23 protein-coding genes and 1 riboswitch are annotated in these 23,023 nt (G+C 65.8%); of the genes, 19 read left to right on the top strand and 4 right to left on the bottom strand.

From position 1 onward, the window contains the following. The first annotated feature begins 43 nt into the window (after nt 1–43). The 4 genes from ACT53M_RS09055 to thiC all read left to right on the top strand — a co-directional run bounded on the left by ACT53M_RS09055 (nt 44) and on the right by thiC (nt 4,176). Nucleotides 44–841, top strand: a complete 798-nt coding sequence (locus ACT53M_RS09055) for a sterol desaturase family protein (protein WP_476232833.1) — start codon at nt 44–46, stop codon at nt 839–841. After that, nucleotides 789–1,190, top strand: a complete 402-nt coding sequence (locus ACT53M_RS09050) for a DUF2141 domain-containing protein (protein ID WP_476232832.1) — start codon at nt 789–791, stop codon at nt 1,188–1,190. Before ACT53M_RS09055 ends, ACT53M_RS09050 begins: the two co-directional genes overlap by 53 nt. 113 nt (nt 1,191–1,303) lie before the next feature. After that, a complete protein-coding gene (locus tag ACT53M_RS09045; protein WP_476232831.1) occupies nt 1,304–2,098 on the top strand; it encodes a MipA/OmpV family protein in 795 nt (264 codons plus the stop codon). A gap of 49 nt (nt 2,099–2,147) precedes the next feature. Beyond that, nucleotides 2,148–2,258, top strand: a riboswitch (TPP riboswitch). Nucleotides 2,259–2,301: 43 nt separating this feature from the next. After that, nucleotides 2,302–4,176, top strand: a complete 1,875-nt coding sequence (thiC, locus tag ACT53M_RS09040) for a phosphomethylpyrimidine synthase ThiC (protein ID WP_476232830.1) — start codon at nt 2,302–2,304, stop codon at nt 4,174–4,176. 242 nt (nt 4,177–4,418) lie between these two features. On the opposite strand, the gene ACT53M_RS09035 is transcribed toward thiC, so the two are convergent. Beyond that, nucleotides 4,419–4,676, bottom strand: coding sequence for a type II toxin-antitoxin system RelB/DinJ family antitoxin (locus ACT53M_RS09035; protein ID WP_476232828.1), 258 nt, complete (start codon nt 4,674–4,676; stop codon nt 4,419–4,421). A gap of 386 nt (nt 4,677–5,062) precedes the next feature. Between ACT53M_RS09035 and ACT53M_RS09030 the strand changes: the two genes are divergently transcribed. Both ACT53M_RS09030 and ACT53M_RS09025 read left to right on the top strand, forming a co-directional pair. Continuing rightward, entirely contained in the window at nt 5,063–5,689 is a 627-nt protein-coding gene (locus ACT53M_RS09030) for a hypothetical protein (protein ID WP_476232826.1), read from the top strand. Further along, complete coding sequence (locus ACT53M_RS09025) at nt 5,689–5,961, top strand: type II toxin-antitoxin system RelE/ParE family toxin (protein ID WP_476232825.1); 273 nt, start codon at nt 5,689–5,691, stop codon at nt 5,959–5,961. The genes ACT53M_RS09030 and ACT53M_RS09025 overlap by 1 nt, the downstream gene beginning before the upstream one ends. A gap of 92 nt (nt 5,962–6,053) precedes the next feature. Here ACT53M_RS09025 and ung read toward each other — a convergent pair whose 3' ends face one another. Both ung and ubiG read right to left on the bottom strand, forming a co-directional pair. Then, a complete protein-coding gene (gene ung, locus ACT53M_RS09020; protein ID WP_476232823.1) occupies nt 6,054–6,752 on the bottom strand; it encodes a uracil-DNA glycosylase in 699 nt (232 codons plus the stop codon). 4 nt (nt 6,753–6,756) lie between these two features. Further along, nucleotides 6,757–7,488 carry a bifunctional 2-polyprenyl-6-hydroxyphenol methylase/3-demethylubiquinol 3-O-methyltransferase UbiG gene (gene ubiG / locus ACT53M_RS09015; RefSeq protein ID WP_476232821.1) on the bottom strand — a complete coding sequence of 244 codons (732 nt, stop codon included), beginning with the start codon at nt 7,486–7,488 and terminating at the stop codon, nt 6,757–6,759. Between the two features lie 58 nt (nt 7,489–7,546). Between ubiG and ACT53M_RS09010 the strand changes: the two genes are divergently transcribed. From ACT53M_RS09010 to ACT53M_RS08970, 9 genes are all read left to right on the top strand, one after another. Further along, nucleotides 7,547–8,818 (top strand): aspartate kinase, encoded by a 1,272-nt coding sequence (locus tag ACT53M_RS09010; protein ID WP_476232819.1) that lies wholly within the window; start codon nt 7,547–7,549, stop codon nt 8,816–8,818. Nucleotides 8,819–8,884: 66 nt separating this feature from the next. Further along, nucleotides 8,885–9,916, top strand: coding sequence for an NAD(P)H-dependent flavin oxidoreductase (locus tag ACT53M_RS09005; protein ID WP_476232818.1), 1,032 nt, complete (start codon nt 8,885–8,887; stop codon nt 9,914–9,916). A 131-nt stretch (nt 9,917–10,047) separates the two neighbouring features. Then, complete coding sequence (locus tag ACT53M_RS09000) at nt 10,048–11,376, top strand: S41 family peptidase (RefSeq protein WP_476232817.1); 1,329 nt, start codon at nt 10,048–10,050, stop codon at nt 11,374–11,376. A 116-nt stretch (nt 11,377–11,492) separates the two neighbouring features. Then, the gene (gene ptsP, locus ACT53M_RS08995) at nt 11,493–13,769 is read left to right on the top strand and encodes a phosphoenolpyruvate--protein phosphotransferase (protein WP_476232816.1); all 2,277 of its coding nucleotides are present in this window, start codon (nt 11,493–11,495) and stop codon (nt 13,767–13,769) included. Between the two features lie 111 nt (nt 13,770–13,880). Then, nucleotides 13,881–14,807 (top strand): helix-turn-helix domain-containing protein, encoded by a 927-nt coding sequence (locus tag ACT53M_RS08990; RefSeq protein WP_476232814.1) that lies wholly within the window; start codon nt 13,881–13,883, stop codon nt 14,805–14,807. A 161-nt stretch (nt 14,808–14,968) separates the two neighbouring features. Beyond that, nucleotides 14,969–15,913: a tetratricopeptide repeat protein gene (locus ACT53M_RS08985; RefSeq protein ID WP_476232813.1), complete on the top strand. Its 945-nt coding sequence runs from the start codon at nt 14,969–14,971 to the stop codon at nt 15,911–15,913. After that, a complete protein-coding gene (gene tilS / locus ACT53M_RS08980) occupies nt 15,891–16,913 on the top strand; it encodes a tRNA lysidine(34) synthetase TilS (RefSeq protein ID WP_476232811.1) in 1,023 nt (340 codons plus the stop codon). The genes ACT53M_RS08985 and tilS overlap by 23 nt, the downstream gene beginning before the upstream one ends. 69 nt (nt 16,914–16,982) lie before the next feature. Beyond that, nucleotides 16,983–18,944: an ATP-dependent zinc metalloprotease FtsH gene (gene ftsH, locus ACT53M_RS08975; RefSeq protein ID WP_476232810.1), complete on the top strand. Its 1,962-nt coding sequence runs from the start codon at nt 16,983–16,985 to the stop codon at nt 18,942–18,944. A gap of 6 nt (nt 18,945–18,950) precedes the next feature. Then, the gene (locus tag ACT53M_RS08970) at nt 18,951–19,448 is read left to right on the top strand and encodes a hypothetical protein (protein ID WP_476232809.1); all 498 of its coding nucleotides are present in this window, start codon (nt 18,951–18,953) and stop codon (nt 19,446–19,448) included. Here ACT53M_RS08970 and ACT53M_RS08965 read toward each other — a convergent pair. Continuing rightward, nucleotides 19,396–20,460 (bottom strand): DUF3667 domain-containing protein, encoded by a 1,065-nt coding sequence (locus ACT53M_RS08965; RefSeq protein WP_476232808.1) that lies wholly within the window; start codon nt 20,458–20,460, stop codon nt 19,396–19,398. The genes ACT53M_RS08970 and ACT53M_RS08965 overlap by 53 nt on opposite strands. A 48-nt stretch (nt 20,461–20,508) precedes the next feature. On the opposite strand from ACT53M_RS08965, the gene ACT53M_RS08960 reads away from it, so the two are divergent. Genes ACT53M_RS08960 through ACT53M_RS08945 form a run of 4 tightly spaced genes read left to right on the top strand, consistent with a single transcriptional unit; the run spans nt 20,509 to nt 23,003 of the window. Then, nucleotides 20,509–21,777 (top strand): glutamate-5-semialdehyde dehydrogenase, encoded by a 1,269-nt coding sequence (locus ACT53M_RS08960; protein WP_476232807.1) that lies wholly within the window; start codon nt 20,509–20,511, stop codon nt 21,775–21,777. Between the two features lie 31 nt (nt 21,778–21,808). Beyond that, nucleotides 21,809–22,072 carry a CopG family ribbon-helix-helix protein gene (locus ACT53M_RS08955; protein WP_476232805.1) on the top strand — a complete coding sequence of 88 codons (264 nt, stop codon included), beginning with the start codon at nt 21,809–21,811 and terminating at the stop codon, nt 22,070–22,072. Beyond that, nucleotides 22,060–22,353: a type II toxin-antitoxin system RelE/ParE family toxin gene (locus ACT53M_RS08950; RefSeq protein ID WP_476232804.1), complete on the top strand. Its 294-nt coding sequence runs from the start codon at nt 22,060–22,062 to the stop codon at nt 22,351–22,353. Before ACT53M_RS08955 ends, ACT53M_RS08950 begins: the two co-directional genes overlap by 13 nt. Next, complete coding sequence (locus ACT53M_RS08945; protein ID WP_476228404.1) at nt 22,350–23,003, top strand: nicotinate-nucleotide adenylyltransferase; 654 nt, start codon at nt 22,350–22,352, stop codon at nt 23,001–23,003. The genes ACT53M_RS08950 and ACT53M_RS08945 overlap by 4 nt, the downstream gene beginning before the upstream one ends. Nucleotides 23,004–23,023: the final 20 nt, after the last annotated feature.

Below are 23,023 nucleotides of genomic sequence, written 5' to 3'. Positions count from 1 at the left end.
TATCGAATTGCGGACAGGATGGGGAAAGACTAGCCCGATGTCGATGACCGCCGCTTTCGCCCTAACTGCCTCCGCGATCGCCATGACGCTGATCGTGGGCGTGCGTTATCTCGCCGCTTCGGCGGGGTTCGCGCTGGCGACGCGGTTGCGCCATCCCGGTCTCTATGCCGGGCTGGACCGCCAGATTCGCATGGAGATCGGCTGGAGCCTGGCCTCGGCGGCGGTCTACGGCATTCCCGCCGGCATCGTCGCCTGGGGCTGGCAGAATCTGGGCTGGACGCGGATCTATGGCGACATCCATGCCGGGCCGCTCTGGTACTGGCCGCTATCGGTGCTGCTCTACCTGCTGGCGCACGACACCTGGTTCTACTGGACGCATCGCTGGATGCACATCCCCGCGCTGTTCCGCCGCTATCACGCGGTCCACCATGCCAGCCGCCCGCCGACCGCCTGGGCGGCGATGAGCTTCCATTGGGGCGAGGCGCTGTCGGGCGCATTGGTGATTCCGCTGCTGGTCTTCGTGATTCCGATTCATGTCGCCGCACTTGGCTTGGTGCTGACCGTGATGACGGTTATGGGAGTGACCAACCATATGGGCTGGGAAATCTTTCCGGCCTGGGTTTGGCGGGGGCCATTGGGAGCGTGGGTGATTACGGCCAGTCATCACCAGCGCCATCATGAGCGATATGGGTGCAATTATGGGCTTTATTTCCGCTTCTGGGATCGGCTTTGCGGGACCGACCAGGGGCTGGGCAGTTTCGATCGCCGGCCGGTGCGCGGCCGGGGCAGTGTTGCTCACGCTGCTGCCGGGGGCGATGCCGCTCGCCAGCCTGGAGATTGATTTCACCCAGATGCGCTCGGCCAAGGGGCTGCTGCAGATCTGCATCGCGCCGGCGGCCGAGGAATTTCCGGATTGCCGCAAGGGGCGCGGCGCGATCAGGCGCTCGATTCCGGCAGCCGAGGGGCGGCTGCGGATCGGCGATCTGGCGCCGGGCGACTATGCGGTGGCGGTGATCCACGACGCCAACGGCAATGGCAAGCTCGACACCTTCATGGGCATTCCCCGCGAAGGCTTCGGCTTCTCGCGCAACCCGACGATCGGCTTCGGCCCGCCGCGCTTCTCGGCGGCGCGGTTCGCGGTGCCGCCGGCGGGCGAGCGACAGGAGGTGCGCATCCGCTACCTGCTGTAGAGGAACTGCCACCGGCGGCCAGCGTTGCCCGGGATATTCCTTTCCCGGAGACCTGGATGTCCTTCGTTCGCATATGTTTGACCGGCGCACTTTTGATCGCGCCGTTGCTCCTCATGCCCGCCGCCCACGCCCAGCAATCTGCCGATGCCCCCGATCTCGATCGTGATTCGGTGTCGGTCGGGATCGGCGCGGCGGTGGTGCCCAGCTATGACGGGTCGGACCACAGCGTCGTCACCGGCGTGCCGGCGGTGCGCGGCCATATCTCCGGCATTAACTTCACGCTGCTGGGCAGCCGCGCGTCGGCGGACCTGATCCCCACATCGGGCGGGCCCGGCTGGGACTTTCAGCTGGGGCCGGTCGCCAATCTCAACCTCAACCGCACTGCCCGGATCGACGATGTGCGCGTGCGCGCGCTGGGCAAGATCAAGGCGGCGGCGGAGCTGGGCGGCTATGTCGGCATCGGCAGGCAGGGGGTGCTCACCAGCGACTATGACAAGCTGAGCGTCAGCGTCTCCTACGTCCATGACGTCGGCACGGTCCACAAAAGCTATATGATCACGCCCGCCATCGAATATGGCACGCCGCTCAGCCGCAAGGCCTATGTCGGCATCAACGTGTCGGCCGATTATGTCGGCAATGGCTATGCCAATACCTATTTCAGCGTGACGCCTTCGGGCAGCGCCGCCAGCGGCCTGCCGGTCTATCGCGCGGGCAAGGGGTGGAAGGACTGGAGCATTGCCGGCTACACCGCCGTGTCGCTCACCGGCGATCTGACGCATGGCCTGTCGGCCGTGGCGGGCGTGGGGTATAGCCGCTTGCTCAACGATGCAGCGGAATCGCCGATCGTGCGGATCGCCGGCTCGCGTAACCAGCTCTATGGGGCAGTCGGGCTCGCCTATACCTTCTGAGGCCTGTAGCTTCTGAGGATTGCCCCTTCGCCTGCTTGCGCCTACACATGCGCTTTCCCCGGGGGACCGCTGACACGGCGGTTGAGAGGGGGGCCGCAGCCCCCGACCCGCTGAACCTGATCCGGTTGATACCGGCGTAGGGAGGGAGCGGTCTTTACCCAAGGCTCGTTCTCCCCCGCGCAAGCGCAAGGAATGGACGAACCATGGCCGACATCCCCGCCAAGACCGAAATCGGCGTTACTACTGGCCCGATCCGCGGCAGCCGCAAGATTCATGTCGGCAAGCACCGCGTGGCGATGCGCGAGATTCATCTTGAACCTTCGTCGGGCGAGCCGCCGGTGCGCGTGTACGACACGTCCGGCCCCTATACCGATCCGGATGCCCGCATCGACATCATGGCCGGCCTGCCGGCGCTGCGCCGCGACTGGATTCTGGGGCGCGGCGATGTCGAGGCCTATGACGCGCGCCAGGTGAAGCCGGAAGACAATGGCCTGAAAGGGCCGGATCGCTCGGCCGGCGTGCCGCAGTTCCCGAACGTGGTGAAGCGGCCGCTTCGCGCCAAGCCGGGCATGAACGTCAGCCAGATGCACTATGCCAAGCGCGGCATCATCACGCCCGAGATGGAATATGTCGCCGAGCGCGAAAATCTCGGCCGTGAGCGGCTGGCGGAATATGTCCGCGACGGGCAGGACTGGGGCGCCGCGATCCCCGATTATGTGACGCCGGAATTCGTCTGTGACGAAGTCGCGCGCGGCCGGGCGATCATCCCGTCGAACATCAACCACCCGGAAAGCGAGCCGATGGCGATCGGTCGCAACTTCCTGGTCAAGATCAACGCCAATATCGGCAACTCGGCCGTCGCCAGCGACGTGGCGAGCGAAGTCGACAAGTTGGTCTGGGCGATCCGCTGGGGCGCGGACACGGTGATGGACCTTTCCACCGGCCGCAACATCCACGACACCCGCGAATGGATCCTGCGCAACTCGCCGGTGCCGATCGGCACGGTGCCGATCTACCAGGCGCTGGAAAAGGTCGGCGGCATTGCCGAGGAACTGACCTGGGAAATCTTCCGCGACACGCTGATCGAACAGGCCGAACAGGGCGTCGACTATTTCACCATCCATGCGGGCGTGCGGCTGCCGTACATCCCGATGACCGCCAAGCGCGTCACCGGCATCGTCAGCCGCGGCGGCTCGATCATGGCGAAATGGTGCCTCGCGCATCACCGCGAATCGTTCCTCTACGAGCGGTTCGACGAGATCACCGAGATCATGAAGGCCTATGACATCGCCTATTCGCTGGGCGATGGCCTGCGCCCCGGCTCGATCGCCGACGCCAATGACGAGGCGCAGTTCGCCGAGCTCTACACGCTGGGCGAGCTGACCAGGCGCGCCTGGGAACAGGACGTGCAGGTGATGATCGAAGGCCCCGGCCATGTGCCGATGCACAAGATAAAGCAGAACATGGACAAGCAGCTCGAGGCGTGCGGCGAGGCGCCCTTCTACACGCTCGGGCCGCTGACCACCGACATCGCGCCGGGATACGACCATATCACCAGCGGCATCGGCGCGGCGATGATCGGCTGGTACGGCACGGCGATGCTCTGCTACGTCACGCCGAAGGAGCATCTAGGCCTGCCCGACCGCGACGACGTGAAGGTGGGCGTGGTCACCTACAAGCTGGCGGCGCACGCGGCGGACCTCGCCAAGGGACACCCGGCGGCCAAGGTGCGCGACGATGCGCTGAGCCGCGCGCGCTTCGAGTTCCGCTGGCGCGACCAGTTCAACCTGTCGCTCGATCCCGACACCGCCGAGCAGTATCACGACCAGACGCTGCCGGCCGAAGGCGCCAAGACCGCGCATTTCTGCTCGATGTGCGGACCGAAATTCTGCTCGATGAAGATCACGCAGGAAGTCCGCGACTTCGCCGCGAAGCAGAATGCGTCGGCCGATACCTTCCTGGCGGCGACACCCGCCGCCCCGGCAGATGCGGAGGCAGGCATGGCCGAGATGAGCAAGGTGTTCCGCGAAACCGGCAGCGAGCTCTACATGGGTGCGGGCGGCCGCGAGCACGATTGAGGATTTCGAGCCGGGCGGGTTTGCGCTCGCCCGGCAATCGATAGACCTCGCGGTTGTGCCCGACCCGGAGGATTTCCTTCGCTGCGTCGATAGCGAGCATGTTCAGATACGTTCTGTCTTTGTACTTGTCTCAGCACCATAATGCTTGGGGACCCAACTTCTGCATTTCCTGACCGCTGTTGCTGGCGAGCATAACCCATCGTGGTCCCAAGCCTTCTTGTCGGCCCATCTGCAATCTGGCGTCAGTCGTTCAGGTCAGCCATGAGGTCGGCCACGCTGTCAAAGCGCGTAACCTTGCCGTCCTGAATGTCGCGCATAGCAGCCTGCGTCTCTGCATTAGGAGCGCGGAGATCGAAAGGCAGAGTCTTATCCGTAACGACGCGCACGAGCATCAAGCGGATTGCATCGGACACCGACAGACCCATGCCGGAAAGCACGGCCGTTGCTTCCTTCTTCAATCCCGTTTCCACGCGCGCGCGCACAACTTCGGCAGCAGCCATCATCCGTCCCTCAATCACTCGTAGCCACATTGTAGCTACACATTCTAAATGAGCCCTGAAGCCGGGAGGGTCAACCCTTCCAGACCATCCGGCAGGACGTGAAGCACCGTAGCACGTAGCAGGACATGTAGCACATTCAGCACTGCTAAGAATGCAAATTTAATATTTTTATTCAATAGCTTATTCCTCAGGCTATGCAACATATGTTGCAGAATTCAGTATTGAGATGCAACAAAAACGGTTGATTTCACGGCGTGAGTTGTGATAGCTGGGAAACTCGTTGCGGCTCAGGAAATGCCCAAGTCATTGATTTAAATAGATAAATGCCGCAAATTTGAAAATGACGGTGCAAGCTGTCTTTGGACGATTTTTAGGGATTTACGACAATGACGAGCGTTCGGGAGGCGGGGGCGATTGCTAAGAAGCAACTTGCCATCCGCGATTTGCACTGGCCCAATGTGGAGCCTCACCTGTGGAATCGTAAAGCCAACAAGGGCTTCACGACCATTCCCAAAACGATGCCTTTGATTCTCAAGGCTATGGACGAGATCACCAAAGGTGCTCCTGTGTCCTCCACCTACCTGACGTTGTGGTGCTGCACGTGGGACAATTCGTTCGTCGTGCTGAACAAGGCTCAGGACATGGCTAACGCAGCAGGTTTTGGTGGACAGCGCGGCGAGCATACTTGGGCGACCCGGATGCGGAAGCTGCAAGAACTGCACTTTATCGACATCAAGGCTGGCAAGTCCGGCCCGATGAGCAACGCCATCATCTGGAATCCCCACCTGACGTTGCGGTATCTGCACGAGCAGAAGACGCCGGGTTTGACCGAGGCGACTTACAATTCGCTTGTTGAGTGGGCTCTGGAAGTGGGGGCCAAGGATATGACAGATCCTTTCCCTGCATTGGCTGTCGCTCCAGCTGTAGTCACGGCTTCCCCTCCGTCTCCGCCTATGCCTGCTCCCGCAGTGGCCATGCCGCCGCCCGTTGAGCCTGCCAAGGACGTGTTCTGATGCGGGCCGTTGAAATGACGACCCGCTTTAAGCGGGATTATAAGCGCGAGCTGAAAACTGATCCCGAGCTGGGGGCGAAGCTCACCCCGGTTCTTGAGCGGCTGGTGACCGATGCTGCCTTACCCGAAAAGTTATCCGATCACCCGTTGCAGGGAGATTGGAAGGGATTCCGTGATTGTCATATCAAGCCCGATCTCGTGCTGATTTATGCTAAATCCGAGGGCGTGTTGAGCCTGGCGCGGCTTGGATCGCATAGCGAGCTTTTTGGTTAAGGAACGAAGCTCGGACGAGGATTGAGTCTAGGTTTTCCTTTCCGGCCGAACGGCGTTGGCGGCGATAGCTGCCTCGTACCCGACCGCACGCCTCACCCCAGCGCCGGCAACGCCCAGTCGATCGGCTTCTGGCCGATGCTTTCCAGAAACGCGTTGGCTTTGCTGAAATGCCGGCAGCCGAAGAAGCCCGAATGCGCCGATAGCGGCGAGGGATGCGGCGCTTTCAGCACCAGATGCCGGCCGCCCTTGTCGATCGAGTCGACGAACGCAGCCTTTTTCTGCGCATGGCTGCCCCACAGCAGGAACACCACCGGCTCGGCGCGGGCGTTGACCAGCCGGATCACGGCGTCGGTAAAGCGCTCCCAGCCGCGGCCCTGATGCGCCGCCGCGCGGCCCATCTCCACCGTCAGCACGGCGTTGAGCAACAGCACGCCCTGTTTCGCCCAATGCTCCAGAAAGCCGTGCTGCGCGCGCGGAATGCCGAGGTCCGCCTCCATTTCCTTGTAGATATTGGCGAGGCTCGGGGGCACGCGCACGCCGGGGCGCACCGAGAAGCACAGGCCGTGCGCCTGGCCCTCGCCATGATAGGGGTCTTGCCCCAGGATCACGACGCGCACCTGCTCCAGCGGGGTCAGGTCGAGCGCGCGGAACCATTCGCTGCCCGCCGGGAAGATGCGTTTTCCCTTCGCCTTTTCCTCCACGAGGAACGCGCGCAGCGCCGCCATATAGGGTGCGGCGAATTCGGCCTGCAGCGGCGCCAGCCAGCTCGGGTGCAGCTTCACCTCGGCCATGGCGTCAGGCGCGGACCACGGTGACCAGATAGTTGAGCGCTTCCTGCTCGCTCACCACAAAGCCGCGCGCGGGCGACAGGCTCAGTCCCTTGCGGTCGATCACCTTCAGCCCGGCATCCGCCAGCAGCGTTTCCAGTTCCTCGGGCGTCAGGAACCGGCTCCAGTCGTGCGTGCCCTTGGGGATCGCGCCGGTGCCCTCGGCCAGGGTGATCATCGCCAGTCGCGACAAGGGCGTGCGGTTGGGCGTCGACAGGATCATCAGCCCGCCCTCGGCCAGCGCCCCCGCCAGCCCCGCGACGAACGCCGCCGGGTCGGTGACATGCTCGATCACTTCCATCGAGGTGACGAGGTCGAACTGCCGCCCCGACAGGTCCTCGATCCCGCCGGCGATATAGTCGATCGCCAGCCCCGACTGCGCTGCATGGGCGGTCGCCGCACCGATATTTTCGGGCGCGGCGTCGATGCCGGTCACATGCGCCCCCAGCCGCGCCAGCGGCTCGCAGAGCAGCCCGGCGCCGCAGCCGACATCGATCGCGGTCTTGCCGGCCAGCGGCGTGAAGCCGCTCGAGTCGCCGCCCCAATGCGCGTCCACGGCCGCGCGGATATAGCCCAGCCGCGCAGGATTCAGTCTGTGCAGCATGGCCGAAGACCCCTTCGGATTCCACCAATCGGCCGCCAGACGACCGAAATGTTCAGCTTCACGGGGGTCAATCGTAGCTTTTGTTGCGTTCGGCATCCGCCGCTCCTATCAGGCTCGCCCATCTCTCCCAAGGGCAGGAAACAAGCAACCAGCCATGGCGCGTATCGTAATGAAGTTCGGCGGCACTTCGATGGCCGGTATCGAGCGTATCCGCAGCGTTGCCGCGCGCGTCAAACGCGAATGGGAAGCGGGCAATCAGGTCGCCGTGGTCGTCTCGGCCATGGCGGGCGAGACCGACCGGCTGGTCGGCTTCTGCCGCGAGGCCAGCTCGCTCTATGATCCCAAGGAATATGACGTCGTCGTCTCCGCCGGCGAACAGATTACCAGCGGCCTGCTGGCGATCGCGCTGCAGGCGATCGGCGTGCCGGCGCGTTCGTGGCTCGGCTGGCAGCTGCCGATCGATACCTCGGATGCCTTCGCCAAGGCGCGGATCGGCGAGATCGGCACCGATGCGCTGCTCGCCAGCATGAATGCGGGCGAAGTCGCGGTGGTGCCGGGCTTCCAGGGTGTGCACGAGGGCCGGGTGACGACGCTTGGCCGCGGCGGTTCGGACACGTCGGCGGTGGCGGTGGCGGCGGCGGTGAAGGCCGATCGCTGCGACATCTACACCGATGTCGACGGGGTCTATACCACCGATCCGCGCATCGTGCCCCGCGCGCGCAAGCTGAAGCGCGTGACCTATGAGGAAATGCTCGAACTCGCCAGCGTTGGCGCCAAGGTGCTTCAGACCCGCTCGGTCGGCCTGGCGATGAAGGAAGGGGTTCGGGTGCAGGTGCTGTCGTCGTTCACAGGCGACGATGCGCCGATGGCAGATACATTGCCCGGGACGATGATCGTGGGCGAAGAGGAGATTCAGGACGTGGAACGCCAGCTCATCACCGGCATCGCGCACGACAAGAACGAGGCCAAGATCACCCTGACCGCGGTGCCGGACAAGCCCGGCGCGGTGGCATCGATCTTCACCCCGCTCGCCGATGCCAGCATCAATGTCGACATGATCATCCAGAACATCGCGCACCAGAGCGCCGGCAGCACCAGTGCGACCGACGTGACCTTCACGGTGCCGGCGGCCGATCTGGCCCGCTCACTGGAGATCCTGGCGCAGGCGAAGGACTCGATCGGCTTCCGCGACATAAGCCACGACACCCGCGTCGCCAAGGTCTCGGTGGTCGGCGTCGGCATGCGCAGTCATGCCGGCGTGGCGGCGACGATGTTTCAGACGCTCGGCGCGCGCGGCATCAACATCCAGGCGATCACCACGTCGGAGATCAAGGTCTCGGTGCTGATCGAGGAGGATTATACCGAGCTCGCGGTGCGCGTGCTACACACCGCCTATGGTCTCGACGCCGACGACGTCGCCGCCTGATCGGCGGATGCCGGCCGGACGCGAGCCTCTTGCTTCGGCGCCACTGCCGGGGCTAGGCGGGCGCCCATGAACGCATCTTCCTCGATCGGCGCCGAGCGCCTGGCCCGCCGCATGGCGCGCGGTTGCGAATTTCTGGGCAGCGAAGTCGCCATTCTGGGCGGCGCGATGTCCTGGGTGTCCGAGCGCAACCTGGTCGCCGCCATTTCGAACGCGGGCGGCTTCGGCGTCATCGCCTGCGGCGCGATGAGCCCCGAACTGCTCGACGCCGAAATCGCCGCGACCAAGGCGCTGACGAGCAAGCCGTTCGGCGTCAATCTCATCACCATGCACCCGCAGCTGTTCGAGCTGATCGAGGTGTGCGGGCGTCACGGCGTCGGCCATGTCGTGCTGGCGGGCGGCCTGCCGCCGGCGGGGTCGCTCGATGCCATCAAGGGGCATGGCGCCAAGCTCATCTGCTTCGCCCCTGCGCTCAGCCTCGCCAAGAAGCTGATCCGCTCGGGCGTCGACGCGCTGGTCGTGGAGGGCATGGAGGCCGGCGGCCATATCGGCCCGGTTTCGACGAGCGTGCTGGCGCAGGAAATACTGCCCGAAGTGGCGGGTCAGGTGCCGGTGTTCGTCGCCGGCGGCATCGGCCGCGGCGAGGCGATTGCCGGCTATCTCGACATGGGTGCGGCCGGCGTCCAGCTCGGCACGCGCTTCGCCGCTGCGACCGAGAGCATCGCCCACGCCAATTTCAAGAAGGCGTTCATCCGCGCCTCCGCCCGCGACGCCATCGCCAGCGTCCAGATCGACCCGCGCCTGCCGGTGATTCCGGTGCGTGCGCTCAAAAATGCCGGCGCCGAAGCCTTCACCGCCAAGCAGCGCGAAGTCGCGCAGGCGCTCGATGAAGGCACGATCGCCATGGCCGAGGCGCAGCTCCAGATCGAGCATTACTGGGCCGGCGCGCTTCGCCGCGCGGTGATCGAAGGCGACGTCGAGCATGGCAGCGTGATGGCCGGCCAGTCGGTCGGCATGGTGACGAAGGAAGAGCCGGTCGCGACGATCATCGAAACCCTGATGGCCGAAGCCGCGCACGCGCTGGAGAAGCGCGCGGCGTGAGTCCTCACCCTCCCGATTGCGGGAGGGCGATGGTGTTTGATTCTCGGAGGCGAGCCGACGCGCGGACGCTCTCTGCCCCGCTATCCCCAGGCGGAATAGAAGCGTAGAACTATCCGCTGGAGGACTCGGGGATGCCGAACAATAGGGTCACGCGCCTGCGCGCGGCGCCTTTAATCCTGGCACTGTCGATTTCGGGGGTCGGCACGACGGCTGCGATGGCGCAGCCCGGCGGTGTGGATCGCGCGGCAACGGTCCAGGAAATCGAGCAGCATATCGCCGATACCTATGTCAACCAAGCGATGCGCCCTACGATCCTCGCCCGCCTTGAGCAGGCCAGGCTCAGGCATCGGTACGACGTTGCCGACCCCGATATGTTTGTCACCCGGATCAACGAGGATCTGGAGGCAGCGTCGCATGACGGGCATCTGTATCTGGCGAACGATCGCGACCAATATGTCGCCATGATTGCGCCGCCCGAACGCGGTGACGGCTTGGAACAATATCGCCGCGCGCTCGCCATCCGGGATCACAGCGGGATCACGAATCTGGCGATTCTTTCGGGCAATATCCGATACATGAAGCTCGAGCACTTTCAATGGATTCCGGGGATTACCCCCACGGTCTATGACGATGCGGCGCGGTTCCTGCGTGACGGTGATGCGATCATCATCGACCTGCGCGGCAATGGCGGGGGCAACAGCGATGCCGCGGACTATTTCGCGAAATCCTTCGTGGCGCCGGACCCGGAACGTCCGAACGCGCCGGCATCACGCGATCGCGACCCTGCATGGAATGGCAAGCGGCTCTATCTGCTGGTCGATGCAGGGGTGGCATCTGCCGCCGAGGCCGTCGCCTATAACGCCCAGCAGGAGAAAACGGCGATCATTGTTGGCGCGACCACCTATGGCGCGGCCAATAACAACAAGAAATTTCCCGTCGCGCCGCAATTCGTGCTCAGCGTGTCCTATAATCGGCCCGTTAACCCGATCAGCGGCACGAACTGGGAAGGTGTTGGTGTAAAACCCGACATTGCGGTTGCCGGAGACAAGGCGCTGGAGGCGGCGCAGGTCGCGGCGCTCGACCATCTTGCATCCGTACCGGGCGTAACCGGCGAAGCGCTGGCCGACTATCGCTGGGCCAGGGGCGCCGTCGACGCGCGTCTTCATCCGGTTACGATCGATCCCGCCCGGCTGGCCGCCCTTGCCGGAACCTTCGGTACGATCGAAATCAGGGCTTCGGTCGAAGGGCTCCGCTTCTACCGGAGCGATCGACCCAAACGGCCGCAAGGGGGCGTCATGCGGCCGCTGGACGACAAGGGTCTGTTCGCGGTCGACGGCTATGACGATCTGCGCGCGAAGATCGGCCCAAACGATATCGTGCTCATGCACGGCGCCGAGGCTGCGCGCGAGGTTTTTGCCCGGACGGCAAAGGCGCCCCCGGCTGACCCCGGCGGATCCTGACTGCAACGAAGGAAGGCCGGACGGCGCACGCGCCGGAGAAGCGCGCCGCAAACTTCGTTCCCTTTTCCGTTACGTCCCGCTTGGCGGCGCCACGCACAATCTGATAGCGCTGTCGCATGGCCCTCACCGCAGCCGCCTCCGCCCGGGAAATCCTGACCCGCCTTCACGATCTGATGGCGAAGCGGCTGCCGGCGCAATCGAAGCTCAACGCCGTCGTCAACATCATCGGCGAGGCGCTGCACAGCGAAGTCTGCTCGATCTACCTGCTGCGCGAAGGCGCGCTGGAGCTGTTTGCCACGCGCGGGCTGAAGCAGGAGGCGGTGCACGTCACCAAGCTGGGGCTGGGCGAAGGTCTGGTCGGCACCATCGCCGCCAATGTCGAAACGCTCAACCTCGACGAGGCGACCAGCCACCCCGCCTTCGTCCATAATCCGGAAACGGGTGAAGAGAGCTTCCACAGTTTTGCCGGCGTACCGATCATCCGGCGCGAACGGGCGGTGGGCGTGCTCGCGGTGCAGCATGTCGAGCCGCGCAAATATGCCGATGTCGAGATCGAGGCGCTGCAGACCGTGGCGATGGTGCTCTCCGAGTTGATCGCCAATGCCGAACTGATCGACGCCTCCACGGCCGCCACGACCCGGCTGCACCCGACCACCGCCGGCAACACGCGCGGCTTCCCGCTGGTCGAGGGCATGGCGCAAGGCGTGGCGGTGTTCCACCAGCCGCGCATCGTGATCGAACACACGGTCGCCGAAGACATCGAGGCCGAGCGCCACCGCGTCTATGCCGCGTTCGACAAGATGCGCGAGCAGATCGACCGCATGGCCAGCCAGGCCGAATTCGGCGGCGGCGGCGAGCATGACGAGATCCTCCAGACCTACAAGATGTTCGCCTATGACGAAGGCTGGAGCCGGCGCATCAACGAGGCGATCGATTCAGGTCTGACGGCCGAGGCGGCGATCGAGCGCGTCCAGCAGCGCACTCGCCAGCGCATGCGCGAAATCGACGATCCGTTGCTGCGCGACCGGATGCACGATCTGGAGGATCTGGCGAACCGGCTGCTGCGCATCGTCTCGGGCCAGCTCGGCACTGCGGCGCAGCTGGGCCTGCGCCAGGATTCGATCCTGATCGCGCGCAACCTCGGCCCGGCCGAACTGCTCGAATATGACCGGCGCCGGCTGAAGGGCGTGGTGCTGGAAGAAGGATCGCTGACCGCGCACGTCACCATCGTCGCGCGCGCCATGGGTGTGCCGGTCCTGGGCCGCGTGCGCGACGTGCGCAGGCTGGTGGCCGAAGGCGATTTGCTGCTGCTCGATGTCGGCGAGGAAAGCCTGCTGATCCGCCCGACCCCGGCAATGCAGGAAGCATTCGAGGCGAAGCTGGCGCTCAGCCAGAAGCGCCGTGCCGCCTTTGCCCGGCTGAAGGGCGAAGCCCCGATAACGAAGGATGGGCACCGGGTGACGGTGATGGTCAATGCCGGGCTGCGCGACGATATCGCGGCGCTCGACCTGACCGGCGCCGACGGCATCGGCCTGTTCCGCACCGAATTCCAGTTTCTCGTCTCTGCCACCTTGCCGCAGCGCGAGGCGCAGCGGCGGCTGTACCATGACGTGCTCGACATTGCCGGAGACCGGCCGGTCACGTTCCGCACCGTCGACATCGGCGGCGACAAGGCGCTGCCCTATCTGAACCACGACGAGGATGGCGAAGAGGAAAATCCGGCGATGGGCTGGCGCGCGCTGCGGCTCGCGCTCGATCGCGATGGGCTGATGAAGGCGCAGGCTCGTGCGCTGATCGAGGCGGCGGCGGGCAAGACGCTCAACGTGATGTTCCCGATGGTGTCCGAACCCTGGGAGTTCGACGAGGCCCGGGCGCTGTTCGAGGCGCAACGCGCCTGGCTGGCGGCACGCGGGCGTAAGCTGCCGATCGAGATACGCTATGGCGCGATGCTCGAAGTGCCGGCGCTTGCCGAGGTACTCGACTTGCTGCTGCCGCGGCTCGATTTCCTGTCGATTGGCACCAACGACCTCACCCAGTTCCTGTTCGCCGCCGATCGCGCGCATCCCAAGCTCGCGCTGCGCTATGACTGGCTGAGCCCGGCGATCCTGCGTTTCATCCAGCGGGTCAGCAGCCAGGCGCGGGCCGCGGGTGTGCCGGTTACGGTTTGCGGCGAAATGGGTGGCCGGCCGCTGGAGGCAATGGCGCTGATCGGCCTGGGGATCGACCGGCTTTCGATCACGCCGGCGGCCGTGGGGCCGATCAAGGCGATGGTGCGTTCGCTTGATCGCGGCGCGGTGACGGCGGCGGTCGAGGGTCTGCTCGCAGACCCACGCGGGTCGCTGCGCGAGGCGCTGGCCGGCTGGGCGGCGGCGCAGAACGTCGAACTGGCCTGATCCGGCGGCGGAATGTTTGCAGGGCGGCGTTGACAGGCGACGCCCAACAGGGGACATCCCCGACGAGCAAGGCGGGCGGCACCCAGGCAACCCCGTTCGCCGGAGGACCGAATGGAAGGCGAGACGCCCGAAGATCCCACGCTGTTCCCCGCCCGTCCCGGTGAAAAGCTGCGCGCCGCGCGTGAGGCGCAGAAACTGGACCTCGCCGAGATTGCGGCGCGGACGCGGATACCCCAGCGGCACCTGGAGGCAGTGGAAAGCGGCAGCTATGCGGGCCTGCCTTCCACCACCTATGCCTTGGGCTTTGCCAAAGCCTATGCCCGCACCGTCGGACTGGACGAAGTGGTCATCGCGCGCGAGGTCCGCGCCGAACTGGGCAGCTATGAGCGGGTCAGCACGCCGGCGCCGGAATATCCGCTCGACGAGCCGGCGCGGGTCGCGCCCCGCGGGCTGATGTGGTTCGGCGTTATCGTCGCCATCCTGATCGTGGCGGGCGTCGGCCTGTGGTACGGCACCGACCTGTTCCGCGACCGCTTTGGTACCAGCGACGGGCTGGTGCAGGCCGATCCGAGCCCCACGCCCAGCGTGGCGCCGGCGCCCAGCCCGAGCCCCACCGTTCCGGCGATCGAGCATGTCACGCTTGTTGCGCTCGACGCCGTTTGGATCCGCGTGACCGACGCCACTGGCAAGAAGCTGTTCGAGAAGGAACTGGCGCAGGGCGAGCGCTATGAAGTGCCCGACGATGCCGATCATCCGCATGTCCGCACCGGCCGGCCGGAAAAGCTGCAGGTGCTGGTGAACGGTTCGGAAGTGCCGCCGCTCGGCACCGGCGAGAAGGCGATCGATGTCGAAGTGAGCGCGGCTGCGCTGCGCAGCCGTGGCCAGCCTGGGCCTGCCGCTACTGGCACGCCGGCGGCTGCCACTGGGGATGCCGACGCCCCGCGCAAGCGCCGGCTGGGCCCGCGCGCGTCCGACAGCATCGATCGCGGCGGCGCGGCCGTGCCCGAGGCTGCCGGCGGCAACAGCAGCAATCCCTGAGGGGCCGTTCGGGATTTGCCGCCATTCCATCGGCGGCAAATGCCAGGCAGACCTACCCGTTTACGTGCTTAGACGGGTCTGAGGGGTGGCGTTCCGGCGGATCGCTCCGCTATAGCGTCATGTGGGGGATGGATTTTGAACGACACCGGGGTTTCTTGACGATGCGCATCCTTCTTGCAGCGGCGCTGGCAACGGCGGCTTTGGGTTTTCAGGGCATGGCCCAGGCGCAGTCCCAGGGCGACGGCAATCTTGCCCCGCGCGTTGACCGGCTGGAACGCGAGATGCGTGCCGTGCAGCGCAAGGTGTTCCCGAACGGCGCCGGCCAGCTGGTCGAACCGCAGATCACGCCGCAGCCCGATGCGACCACGCCGGGAATTCCGGCCAGCTCGCCGCTGACCGATCTTACCCTGCGCGTCAGCGCGCTGGAGGGGCAGATCCAGACGATCACGGCGCAGGCCGAGCAGAACCAGTATCGCGTCCGCCAGCTCCAGTCGGCGTTCGAGGCGTACAAGCTTTCCACCGAAGCGCGGCTCAAGACGCTGGAGTCTCAGTCGGCCGCGGCTGCTGCCGCTGCCGCGCCCGCCGATGGCGCCGACGATGCGCCCGCTGCAGCGGCGTCGGCACCGGTCGCCGGCAACACCAAGCCCAGCGGCGGCAAGGCTAATCCTGCGCGCGCCGAACGGCTGGCGGCGGTGCAGCGGCCCAACACCGGCGATGCGGCCGAGGACGGTTATACCTATGGCTATCGCCTGTGGCAGGCGAAGCTCTATCCGGAAGCCCGCAAGGAACTGGAAGCGGTTGCCACCAAATATCCGAAGCACCGCCGCGCCAGCTATGCCCGAAACCTGGTCGGCCGCAGCTATCTGGAAGAAAATGCACCCAGCCTCGCGGCCGTCGCCTTCTACGACAATTACAAAAAGGATCCGAACGGCGAGCGGGCGCCCGACAGCCTTTATTATCTCGCGCAGGCGCTGGTGAAGCTGAAGAAGCCGGCGAGCGAAGTCTGCAAGGTCTATGACGAGCTGAACCAGCTCTATGCCGACCAGCTTTCGACCGAAATGCGCGCCGGCGTCGCTCAGGGACGTGCCGACTCCAAGTGCAAGTGAGCCGCTGCTGACCGTCGCGCCCGATGCGCCGGCGGTCGCGCGGTTTCGCGACGATCTGATCGCCCTTACGGGGGCGACCCCCGACGCTGCGCAGCGGCTGGGGATTGCGGTTTCGGGGGGCGGCGACAGTCTGGCGCTGCTTCTCCTCGCCCATGCCGCCTTCCCCGGCGCGGTGGCCGCAGCGACCGTCGATCACCGGCTGCGGCCCGAAGCGGCGGGGGAGGCGGCATGGGTCGCGTCGCTCTGCAAGCGGCTGGGCGTGCCGCACACGGTGCTGGCGCCGGACGGCGGGCCGCAGGGCAATCTCCAGCAATGGGCGCGCGAGGCCCGCTATGCGCTGCTCGCCGGATGGGCGGCGGGCGCTTCCCCGGCGATCGGCTGGATCGCAACCGCGCATCAGCAGGACGATGTCGCCGAAACCTTTCTGATGCGCGCGCGCCGCGGCGCGGGGGTGGCCGGGCTGGCGGCGATGGCGCCCCGGCGGCCGCTTGACGAAGGCACGGTGCTGGTCCGCCCGCTGCTCGGCTGGTCGCGCGGCGAACTGGCGGCGATCGTCGCGGCAGCCGGGATCGATCCGGTCGAGGACCCGTCGAACCAGGCCGACCGCTTCGACCGCGCTCGCATCCGCCAATTGCTGGGCACGAGCGACGAGCTGCCGGCGACGCGGCTGGCGGCGGCGGCGCGCAACCTGCGCGATGCCGAAGCGGCGCTCGCCTGGGCGGCGGACCGCGAATGGGCGGCGCGGCACGCTATCGGCGAGGACGGCGTGGTCACGCTCGATGTCGCCGGGCTTCCCTATGAACTGCGGCGTCGGCTGGTGCTGCGCGCGCTTTCGGCAGTAGCCGGGCCGGATGCGCTGCCGCCGGCTGCGGCAAGTAACGGACTTGACCGGCTGGTCGCCGCGCTCGACAGTGGCCGCGGGGCGACGCTGGCCGGAGTCGCGGTTCGGCCGGGCAAGCGCTGGCGCTTTCGCCCGTCGCCGCCGCGACGATCACACTGATCGACGTTGTTCCATTGTCATTGGCTTCCCCACGCCTATCTTAGGGCGTGGAAAGGTACTGGGCACACGATGAGCGATAACGGCAAGCAGCAGGGTCCGGACAATGGCGGCAACAGCCCCTGGATGAAGAACCTGCTGATCTGGGTTGGCATTCTTGCTGCGTTGGCGTTGTTCGTCACGTTCTTCGACAGCCGCAACACGCAACCCGTTGGCAACACGATCCCCTATTCGACCTTCCTGGACAAGGTTCAGGCAGGCGATGTGAAGGAAGTGAACATTGCCGTCGGAACGGGCGCGATTACCGGCACCACCGGCGAAGGCAAGTTCCGCACGAACAATCCCGGCGATCCCAAGCTGGTCGATACGCTGCGTGCCAAGGGTGTGATCATCAATGCCCGGCCGGAAGAGCAGGCCTCGGTCTGGGTGATCCTGCTCTACCAGTCGCTGCCGTTCCTGCTGTTCCTCGGCATTGCCTTCTTCGTGCTGCGCCAGATGCAGAAGAATTCGGGCTCGGGTGCGATGGGCTTCGGCAAGAGCCGCGCTCGCCTGCTGACCCAGAAGGAAGGCAAGGTCACGTTTGACGATGTTGCCGGCGTCGATGAAGCGCGCGAGGAAGTGCAGGAAATCGTCGACTTCCTGAAGGATCCGTCGAAATTCGCCCGGCTGGGCGGCAAGATCCCGAAGGGTGCGCTGCTGGTCGGCTCGCCCGGTACCGGCAAGACGCTGCTCGCCCGCGCAATCGCCGGCGAGGCGGGCGTGCCCTTCTTCACCATCTCCGGTTCGGACTTTGTCGAAATGTTCGTCGGCGTCGGCGCCAGCCGCGTGCGCGACATGTTCGAACAGGCGAAGAAGTCGGCGCCGTGCATCGTCTTCATCGACGAAATCGACGCGGTCGGTCGTTCGCGCGGCGCGGGTCTGGGCAACCAGAATGACGAGCGCGAACAGACGCTCAACCAGCTGCTCGTCGAGATGGACGGATTCGAGGCGAACGAAGGCATCATCATCATCGCCGCGACCAACCGCCCCGACGTGCTCGACCCCGCGCTGCTGCGCCCGGGCCGCTTCGACCGTCAGGTGGTGGTGCCGCTGCCCGATATCGAAGGCCGGGTGAAGATCCTGCAGGTCCATATGAAGAAGGTGCCGCTGGCGCCCGATGTGGATGCGCGCGTGATCGCCCGCGGCACGCCGGGTTTCTCGGGCGCGGATCTCGCCAACCTCGTCAACGAAGCGGCGCTGCTGGCGGCGCGGCGTGGCAAGCGGCTGGTGGCGAGCAGCGAGTTTGACGAAGCGCGCGACAAGGTGCTGATGGGCCCCGAGCGTCGTTCGATGGTGATGAACGACGATGAGAAGCGGATGACTGCCTATCACGAGGCGGGCCATGCGCTGGTGTTTCTCCATGAGCCAGCGTCGGACCCGATCCACAAGGCGACGATCATCCCGCGCGGCCGCGCGCTGGGCATGGTGCAGCCGCTGCCGGAGCGCGATTCATACAGCTATCACCGCGACAAGATGCACGCGAACCTCGCAGTGGCGATGGGCGGCCGCGTCGCCGAGGAACTGATCTTCGGCTATGAAAAGGTCTCCTCGGGCGCCTCGGGCGACATCCAGTCGGCAACGCGGCTGGCGCGCGACATGGTGACGCGCTGGGGCATGTCCGACGCGGTCGGCCCGCTCGAGCTCAGCTATTCCGAGGACAGCTATCTCGGCCAGTCGGGCGTGCGGCGCGTGCCGATGTCGAACGAGACGGCGCAACTGATCGACGACGAGATCAAGCGGCTGGTGGAAAGCGGCCTTGGCCGCGCCCGCGACGTGCTCACCACTCATATCGACAAGCTGCACCTGCTCGCCAATGCGCTGCTCGAGTTCGAGACGCTTACCGGAGAGGAGATCAAGCGGCTGGTGTCGACCGGCGAAGTGGGCCGTGAGGATACTGCCGGTACCCAGACGCAGGTCGCGCCGGGCGGCACCTCCATCCCCAAGACGCGCCGGCCCAAGGGCCCGTTCGGCAATCCGGCGCCGCAGGGGGCCTGATACCGCTTGGTCCGCAACCGGACGCAATGGTTTGAAACGCTCCCGGATGGTCGCATTCGGGAGCGTTTTCGCGTTCGATCCCGCCTCGCCGCGGTGATCGCCGGTGCCCTGATGCTGGCGGCCGCGCCTGCATCGGCCATGACCGTCGCCGAATTCCTCGCGCGCGCCCATGCGCTGCAGGCACAGGGGCCGCTGGCGCCGCTGTCGCCCGATATGGTGCTGCTCCGCCGGGAAGTTTTGCGCATCGCCGCGGCCTATCGTGCGGATCTCGCTGCCGCCCGCGCCGCCGGCCGAACCCCGCACAGCTGCCCGCCGCGCGATCCCTATTTCGGCTTGACGGCCAGCCAGCTGATTGCCGAGCTGGAACGCATCCCCGCCGCCCGGCGCGGTATCAGTTTGAAAACGGCGCTCTACGCGATGATGCGCCGGCGCTTCTCATGCCGGGTGCGCCTCACCCCGTCATTCCCATCAGCGCCAGTATCGCGAGGAACAGCGTCGCGATAATCGAGATGAAGCAGAGCAGCACCGCAGTCCGCAGGATCGCCGATCGCCAGCGCAGCCCATAGGCCTGTTTCAGCTGGCGGCAGATATGCACCGGCGGCACGACCAACGCGACGACCCCGATCACATCGCTGGAAACACCCACCGCCCCGGCTAGCGTCAGCACGATCAGGAACAGCGACATCGCCGCGATCGAATAGGTCACGAACACGGCATGGTCGTACATCTTGTACTGCCGCTTCCAGAAGAACAGCAGCCAGACGAACGGCAGCGACAGCACGATCAGCAACCAGGAGAATTTGTAGATGCTCGACTGCAGCTTGTAGAGCATCAGCGACGGGTTCTGCTGCCACTTCTCGATGCCGTGGTCGAGCGTGTGCCACCCGGTATGCACATCCAAGTCGGTGGTCACCTCGACATTGTTGAGGCCGCCCAGTGCCTTTTTGAGCGTCGCCAGGTCCGCATCGGCCTTGGCGATGTCCTGCGTATAGTCGGCGCGGTCGGGATCGTCCGCCGCCAGCTTGTCGCGCTTGGCAACGGCGCGGGCGCGCGCTTCTTCGCTATGCTTGATCGATTGCTCGATCGCGGCCTTTGGCCGGGCGCTCACATTGCCCAGATCGGTCGGCGTCGAAATGCCGAGGATCTGGAAGATCGCGAACATGGCGAAGACCGAGAAGAGGAACATCGCCATCGGCGACACGAACCGCGCCCGCTCGCCGGCGACGTAGCGCCGGGTCAGGTCGCCCGGCCGCCAGGCAAGCAGCGGCAAGGTGCGCCACATCTTGCCTTCGAAATGGGCGACGCCGTGCAGCAGTTCGTGCCCGATCGCGCCCAATGAGCGATGGACATGGCCCGGTTGTCCGCATTCGTGGCAATGCGGGCCGATCAAGGCGGTCCCGCAATTGAGGCAGATCGTGCCATGGGATTCGCCATGCGCCTCGCCCGCACGCGGCTCGATCGTGCGGCCGAGCAGGCCCCCCATCACCAGTTCGCCGGCTGCGTCTATTTCCCCCATGGCGCGCAAGGCTATCAGCTTTGGGTCATCCGTGCTAGCGACCGGCGCATGGCAGACATAGACACGCTGGACACACAGATGCTGATCGCCGATCTGGGCCGCCGCGCCCGTGCGGCCGCTTCGGTGTTGGCGGCGATGCCGAGTCCTGCCAAGGCGCAGGCGCTTCGCGCTGCTGCTGCTGCCATCCGGGCGGCACGACCGGCCATTCTCGCCGCCAATGCCGAGGATATGGCAGCGGGCCGGGCCAATGGCCTGTCCGATGCGATGCTCGACCGGCTGCTGCTCGACGACAAGCGCATCGAGGGCATGGCTGCCGGTGTCGAGGCGGTGGCGGGGCTCGACGATCCGGTCGGCCGGGTGATCGACGAAAGCACGCGGCCCAACGGGCTTGTGCTGCGCCGGGTCCGCGTGCCGATCGGGGTAATCGGCATTATCTATGAAAGCCGGCCCAATGTGACCGCCGACGCCGGCGCGCTCTGCCTGATGTCGGGCAACGCGGCGATCCTGCGCGGCGGATCGGAGGCGATCCGCAGCAATCGTGCGATCCATGCCGCGCTCGCCGCCGGGCTCGCCCAGGGCGGCGCGCCCGCCGATGCGATCCAGCTGGTGCCCGTCACCGATCGCGCCGCCGTGGGGGCGATGCTGACCGCCGAGGGCCTGATCGACATGGTCGTGCCGCGCGGTGGCAAGGGTCTGGTGGCGCGGGTGCAGGCGGAGGCGCGGGTGCCGGTGCTCGCCCATCTCGACGGGATCAACCACAGCTATATCGACCGCGCGGCCGATCCGGCGATGGCGTGCACGCTCGCGGTCAACGCCAAGATGCGGCGCACCGGCATTTGCGGCGCGACGGAGACGCTGCTGATCGACCGCGGCTTTGCCGACCCCCGCCCGATCCTGTCGGCGCTGATCGAGGCCGGCTGCGAACTGCGCGGCGATGCGGCGGTGCAGGCGCTTGATGCGCGCGTGATGCCGGCGACCGACGAAGACTGGGATATCGAGTATCTCGACGCGATCCTGTCGGTGAAGCTCGTCGATGGCGTCGAGGGTGCCATCGCGCATATTGCGGCGCACAGCTCGCACCACACCGACGCGATTGTGACCGAGGATGCCGACACTGCGGCGCGGTTCCTGAACGGCGTCGACAGCGCGATCGTGATGTGGAACGCCTCCACCCAGTTCGCCGATGGCGGCGAATTCGGGCTGGGCGCGGAAATCGGCATCTCGACCGGCCGCCTTCACGCGCGCGGCCCGGTGGCGCTGGAGGGGCTCACCACCTATAAATGGCTGGTGCTGGGGACGGGTCAGGCGCGGCCTTGAAGCACTGAAGCGCGAAGCGTAGACTCGTGTCATGAACAAGCCTGCCAAAATCACCACCGAACTCGACGCCGCGACGCTGGCGATGGTGGAGCAGGTGGCTGCCTGGCAGGGTCGTAGCGTCGCGGCATTTGCTGCTGAGGCAATCCAGCGCGTTGCGGAGACGGAAGCGGATTACCGCGCTTTCGTTCAGGAGGGAATCGACGCAGCGGACCGCGGCGATGTCGTACCGCACGCGCGGGTGATGGCGGAACTCGATGCGATGATCGAGCGGCATCGGCAGCGATGCCAGAATTAGTCTGGACCACGCCGGCAGTCAGCGACCTTCAGGCAATCGACCTCTGGCTTTCGGAGCATCGGACCCCGGAGCTGGCGGAGCGTCGCCTTGGGAAGCTTCGCGAGCGTGCCGAGTCCTTGACCCGATTTCCGCATTTGGGCCGTCCGGCGGGCATGGGTGCGGGTATACGCATTCTCCATGTGCATGAAACGCCGTACGTGCTCCTCTATCGACTGAGAGACGAGAGGCTAGAGATCCTGCGTACCCGCCACGAACGCGAAGACTGGCTCGTCGCTTGTTGAAACGCATCGGTCTTCTCGGCGGGTCGTTCAATCCGGCGCATCGCGGGCATCGGCGGCTGTCGCTGCATGCCCTGCGCGCGCTCGATCTGGACGAAGTGTGGTGGATGGTCTCGCCGGGCAATCCGCTGAAAGACAAGGCCGGCATGGCGCCGTTCAAGGCGCGGATCGCATCGGCGCGGGCGATGGCCCGGCATGCGCCGATTCGGGTGACCGCCGTCGAGAAGCGCCTCAAGACCCGCTACACGGCCGATACGCTCACCAAATTGCCCCGCCTCTATCCCAATCATCGCTTCATCTGGCTGATGGGCGCCGACAATCTGGCGCAGTTTCACCGCTGGGAGCGGTGGCGCCATATCGCGCGACAGGTTCCGATTGCGGTTGTGGCCCGTCCGGGTTATGATCGCCCTGCCCATGCAAGTCCTGCAATGGGTTGGCTGCGGCGCGCTGTGCGGCCCGCAGGCCAGGCGAAACATTGGACGCGATGGAGATTGCCGGCACTTGTGCTGTTGCGCTTCCGCCCCGATCCTACCTCGGCAACGCGCCTTCGGGCTGCCGATCCTGCCTGGCACCGGCGATTCCTCGGCACTCTTCGGGATACGGAGATGAAGGGTCCGACGCCGTCTCCATCACTTGGCACAGACAGTCGCTAGACTAGGAGCAACCTTGGCCA

This window comes from Sphingomonas sp. DMC6 (assembly GCF_056314225.1).
The sequence above is the reverse complement of the archived record's forward strand: the minus strand, read 5'-3'. Positions and strand labels throughout refer to the sequence as shown.

Coding starts and splice junctions, on each gene's coding strand:
- ACT53M_RS08985 (WP_476232813.1), top strand. CDS start 14,969: ATGCGCATCCTTCTTGCAGCGGCGCTGGCAACGGCGGCTTTGGGTTTT.
- ACT53M_RS09025 (WP_476232825.1), top strand. CDS start 5,689: ATGCGGGCCGTTGAAATGACGACCCGCTTTAAGCGGGATTATAAGCGC.
- ACT53M_RS09035 (WP_476232828.1), bottom strand. CDS start 4,676: ATGGCTGCTGCCGAAGTTGTGCGCGCGCGCGTGGAAACGGGATTGAAG.
- ung (WP_476232823.1), bottom strand. CDS start 6,752: ATGGCCGAGGTGAAGCTGCACCCGAGCTGGCTGGCGCCGCTGCAGGCC.
- ACT53M_RS08955 (WP_476232805.1), top strand. CDS start 21,809: ATGAACAAGCCTGCCAAAATCACCACCGAACTCGACGCCGCGACGCTG.
- ACT53M_RS08960 (WP_476232807.1), top strand. CDS start 20,509: ATGGCAGACATAGACACGCTGGACACACAGATGCTGATCGCCGATCTG.
- ptsP (WP_476232816.1), top strand. CDS start 11,493: ATGGCCCTCACCGCAGCCGCCTCCGCCCGGGAAATCCTGACCCGCCTT.
- thiC (WP_476232830.1), top strand. CDS start 2,302: ATGGCCGACATCCCCGCCAAGACCGAAATCGGCGTTACTACTGGCCCG.
- ACT53M_RS08965 (WP_476232808.1), bottom strand. CDS start 20,460: ATGGGGGAAATAGACGCAGCCGGCGAACTGGTGATGGGGGGCCTGCTC.
- ACT53M_RS09055 (WP_476232833.1), top strand. CDS start 44: ATGACCGCCGCTTTCGCCCTAACTGCCTCCGCGATCGCCATGACGCTG.
- ubiG (WP_476232821.1), bottom strand. CDS start 7,488: ATGCCGAACGCAACAAAAGCTACGATTGACCCCCGTGAAGCTGAACAT.
- ACT53M_RS09005 (WP_476232818.1), top strand. CDS start 8,885: ATGAACGCATCTTCCTCGATCGGCGCCGAGCGCCTGGCCCGCCGCATG.
- ACT53M_RS09030 (WP_476232826.1), top strand. CDS start 5,063: ATGACGAGCGTTCGGGAGGCGGGGGCGATTGCTAAGAAGCAACTTGCC.
- ftsH (WP_476232810.1), top strand. CDS start 16,983: ATGAGCGATAACGGCAAGCAGCAGGGTCCGGACAATGGCGGCAACAGC.
- ACT53M_RS09010 (WP_476232819.1), top strand. CDS start 7,547: ATGGCGCGTATCGTAATGAAGTTCGGCGGCACTTCGATGGCCGGTATC.
- ACT53M_RS08990 (WP_476232814.1), top strand. CDS start 13,881: ATGGAAGGCGAGACGCCCGAAGATCCCACGCTGTTCCCCGCCCGTCCC.
- ACT53M_RS09045 (WP_476232831.1), top strand. CDS start 1,304: ATGCCCGCCGCCCACGCCCAGCAATCTGCCGATGCCCCCGATCTCGAT.
- ACT53M_RS09000 (WP_476232817.1), top strand. CDS start 10,048: ATGCCGAACAATAGGGTCACGCGCCTGCGCGCGGCGCCTTTAATCCTG.
- ACT53M_RS08950 (WP_476232804.1), top strand. CDS start 22,060: ATGCCAGAATTAGTCTGGACCACGCCGGCAGTCAGCGACCTTCAGGCA.